The 2,932-nt window shown below is 77.1% G+C and carries 3 protein-coding genes; 1 reads left to right on the top strand and 2 read right to left on the bottom strand.

Annotated elements, in window-relative coordinates; genetic code table 11:
* A partial coding sequence (locus ACFQH9_RS25585; protein WP_379569789.1) for a hypothetical protein occupies positions 1 to 496 on the bottom strand: 496 nt, incomplete at its 3' end.
* Positions 497 to 827: 331 nt separating this feature from the next.
* Here ACFQH9_RS25585 and ACFQH9_RS25590 point away from each other — a divergent pair.
* On the top strand, positions 828 to 1,193 hold the full coding sequence (locus ACFQH9_RS25590; protein ID WP_379569791.1) for a nuclear transport factor 2 family protein: 366 nt from the start codon (positions 828 to 830) through the stop codon (positions 1,191 to 1,193).
* Between the two features lie 6 nt (positions 1,194 to 1,199).
* Here ACFQH9_RS25590 and ACFQH9_RS25595 read toward each other — a convergent pair whose 3' ends face one another.
* On the bottom strand, positions 1,200 to 2,426 hold the full coding sequence (locus tag ACFQH9_RS25595; RefSeq protein WP_379569793.1) for an alpha/beta hydrolase fold domain-containing protein: 1,227 nt from the start codon (positions 2,424 to 2,426) through the stop codon (positions 1,200 to 1,202).
* Positions 2,427 to 2,932: the final 506 nt, after the last annotated feature.

Genomic DNA, 2,932 nt, shown 5'->3' on the forward strand with positions numbered 1-2,932 from the left:
ACGGCACGCCCGGCCTGGCCGCGGTGGACCGTGCGCCGGAGCGCCGCGCGGCCAGGGTTCCGGCGAGCGGGGTCCGGGCCCCGGCGCTCGGCCGGACGCCGGGCGACGCGGCGGCGCTCCGCCCGTTCGACCGCGACGGCCGGTTCCGCGGAGTGGCCGCCGGCGGTCCGGAGGGCGTGCCGGGGATCCCGGAGGGGGCGGCGGACCGGCCCGCGGAGAGCATGGCGGCCACGCCTCCCGGTGCCCGCCCCGCCGGACGCCGGGTGCGTCCGCGGGTCGCCGTCTCCACCTCGCGGAGCACGGAGGCGAGGGTGGCGCGGGCCCGCACCAGCCGGAGGTACAGCACGCCGGACGAGTCGTCCGCGAGCGGCAGCGGAGCGAGGACCTGCACGACCCGGGCACCGGTCACGACGACGGTGTGCAGCGCCCCGCCGCGCGGACCGCCGGCGCCCGTCGCGGCCTCGAACGCCTCGACGATCTCCTCGGTCGCGGGCACGGAATCGTCGTTTCCGGCAACTGCCAGAATGGCCCGTGAATCACGCTCCAGAACACAGGCGTACGACACCCCGGGCAATTTTCCCAGGGTGTCGAGCACACTGTCCGGAACGGGCACGCGAAACTCTCTCACACCCTGAGGAAACTGGCGTCGGCCACCTGTCCGGCCGATCTTCGAGCTGCCGTCGGCGGGCTCTCCACTGCGCCGTGCGGTGGAGTCCGCGCAGTGCGGCTCGCCACTCCTCGGCGGGAAGTCGCGGGTCAGCAGCCGGCGGCGCGGCCGGCCCGCCGCCTGCTGGCGCCGTCCCGGTCCGGAGTGGTCGGATGGGTGGGTGAGCGCAGCAGCCTTCCGGGCCGCCGTCGAGCGCGGCGACGCCGACGCGGCCACCGACCTGTTCACCGCGGACGCGGTGTTCCACTCCCCGATCGTCCATCGGCCGTACGAGGGGCGGGAGGCGCTGCGGGCGATCCTGCGGGCGGTCGTGCAGGTGTTCGAGGACTTCCGCTACACGGACGAGTTCACCGGCGAGGCCGGGCACGTGCTGGTCTTCCGCGCCCGGGTGGGCGATCGGGAGCTCGAGGGCGTCGACATCCTGCGCGAGGGAGCCGACGGCCTCGCCGAGCTGACGGTCATGGTCCGGCCCTACTCGGCCGCCACCCTGCTGCGCGAGCGGATGGCGGCCCTGCTCACGCCCTGATCGCGGCTACCCCGCCGGCGCCGCCGCCCTGGTGTGCACCGCGGTGAGGAAGCGGTGCACGGCCCGGACCGTGTACGCGGTGCGGGCGGTCGGCAGGCCGTCGAAGCCGTGCTGGGCGTGCGGCAGCTCGGCGTAGCAGACGGGCTCCCGGGACACCGCACGCAGCCGCGCGACCAGCCGCCGCGACTGCCCCACGCCCGCCACCGTGTCCGTGTCCCCGTGCACCACCAGGAAGGGCGGCGCCCCGGGACCGGCGCGGTGCACCGGGGAGGCCGCGCGGTAGGTGGCCTCGTCGGCGGCGTAGGTGGTCCCGATGACCTTGCCCTCGAGCAGGTTCCACAGGCCCTGGTCGTCGACCGTGAAGTCGTGCACGCCGTAGAAGGGCACGGCGGCCTGCACGGAGGTGTCCGCCTCCTCGAACCCCGGCTGGTAGGCGGGGTCGTTCGGGGTCAACGCCGTGAGCGCGGCCAGGTGCCCGCCGGCGGACCCGCCGGTCACCGCCACGAACCCCGGATCGCCGCCGAACCCGGCGACGTGGTCGCGGATCCAGGCCAGCGCCCGCTTGACGTCGAGGATCATCGCGGGCCACCGCGCCGCGGGCGCGAGCCGGTAGTCGACCGTCACACACACCCAGCCGCGGGACGCGAGGTGGGCCATCAGCGGCACTGCCTCCTTGGTGCGCGAGCCGAGCGTCCAGGCCCCGCCGTGCACCTGCAGCAGGACCGGGGCCGGCCCGCCGTCGCGCAGCAGGTGCAGGTCACGGCGCGCCCAGACGTCGAGCCGGTGCTCGGGCTCGGGGCCGTAGGCCACGTCCCGCGCGACGACGTACCGGCCCGCGCCCTGCCGCCACTCGCGCACCCGCCGGAGGGCGCCGGGGATCGGCCGGTCCAGCCCCGTGACGCCGAGCGGGGCCAGCGCCTCCTGCAGGACGACGGCCGAGCGGCGGGCGTCGGTCGCGAGCCCGGCCAGCGCCGCCGCCGCGGCCGCGTTGATGCCCACGGTGGCGAGCGCGGAGGCGACCGACCGGGTGTCACGCCTGCCGCGGACCAGCTCCGCCACCCCGCCCGCCGCCAGCGCGGCGTGCGCCAGGGCGTCCGCCACCGGCATCTCCGACGCCGGCGTGCAGGTCGCCATCTGGGCCACCGACGCCGGCCAGCGCCGCAGCACCGGCCGCCGGGCACCCGCCGCCGCCAGAACGCCCATGATCCCCGCCACCGTGCCGGTACGCCCCATCCGAGCTCCCTCGCTCCCGTGATCGCCGTCGATCCCCCGAGATCCTCGCGCGTCGCTGCCCGCGGATCTCCCCCGCCACCTCGCTCACATCCGTCCGGCCCAGTCCCGGTGCCGGATCGTCACACATAGTCGCGGCTGCGCCCGTCGACACGCGGTCGGGATGCCGTCATTCGGGTGAGTTCGATCTCCGGCCGCACCGTGCCCCCGGGCTGCTCCGTTGTCCTCCCAGACGGTCGCGCGGACCCGAACGGTCTCGGCGGGTGCTCCGCACGGCCGAGGCCGGCCCGGCCGCCCGTCCCGCACGGCCACCGGGCCGGGAACGGACGGCGGACGACGGGAAGGACGAGCGAGTGCCCGGAGGAGGTCACGGACCGGCGCCGCGCGCGGGCCGACAGGGCCCGCCGCCGCAGCACCCCCGTCCGCGGACCGCTCCCCCGGCCCGCTCCGTGCCGCCGGTGCGGCCGACCGTCCCGGGCCGCGCGGGACCGGTGCCCGGTCCGCCCGGC

It is taken from the genome of Pseudonocardia lutea (assembly GCF_042658055.1).
Lineage (GTDB): Bacteria > Actinomycetota > Actinomycetes > Mycobacteriales > Pseudonocardiaceae > Pseudonocardia > Pseudonocardia lutea.

Excerpts from the sequence above, each read along its gene's own strand:
- ACFQH9_RS25595 (WP_379569793.1), bottom strand. The coding sequence starts at position 2,426 with ATGGGGCGTACCGGCACGGTGGCGGGGATCATGGGCGTTCTGGCGGCG.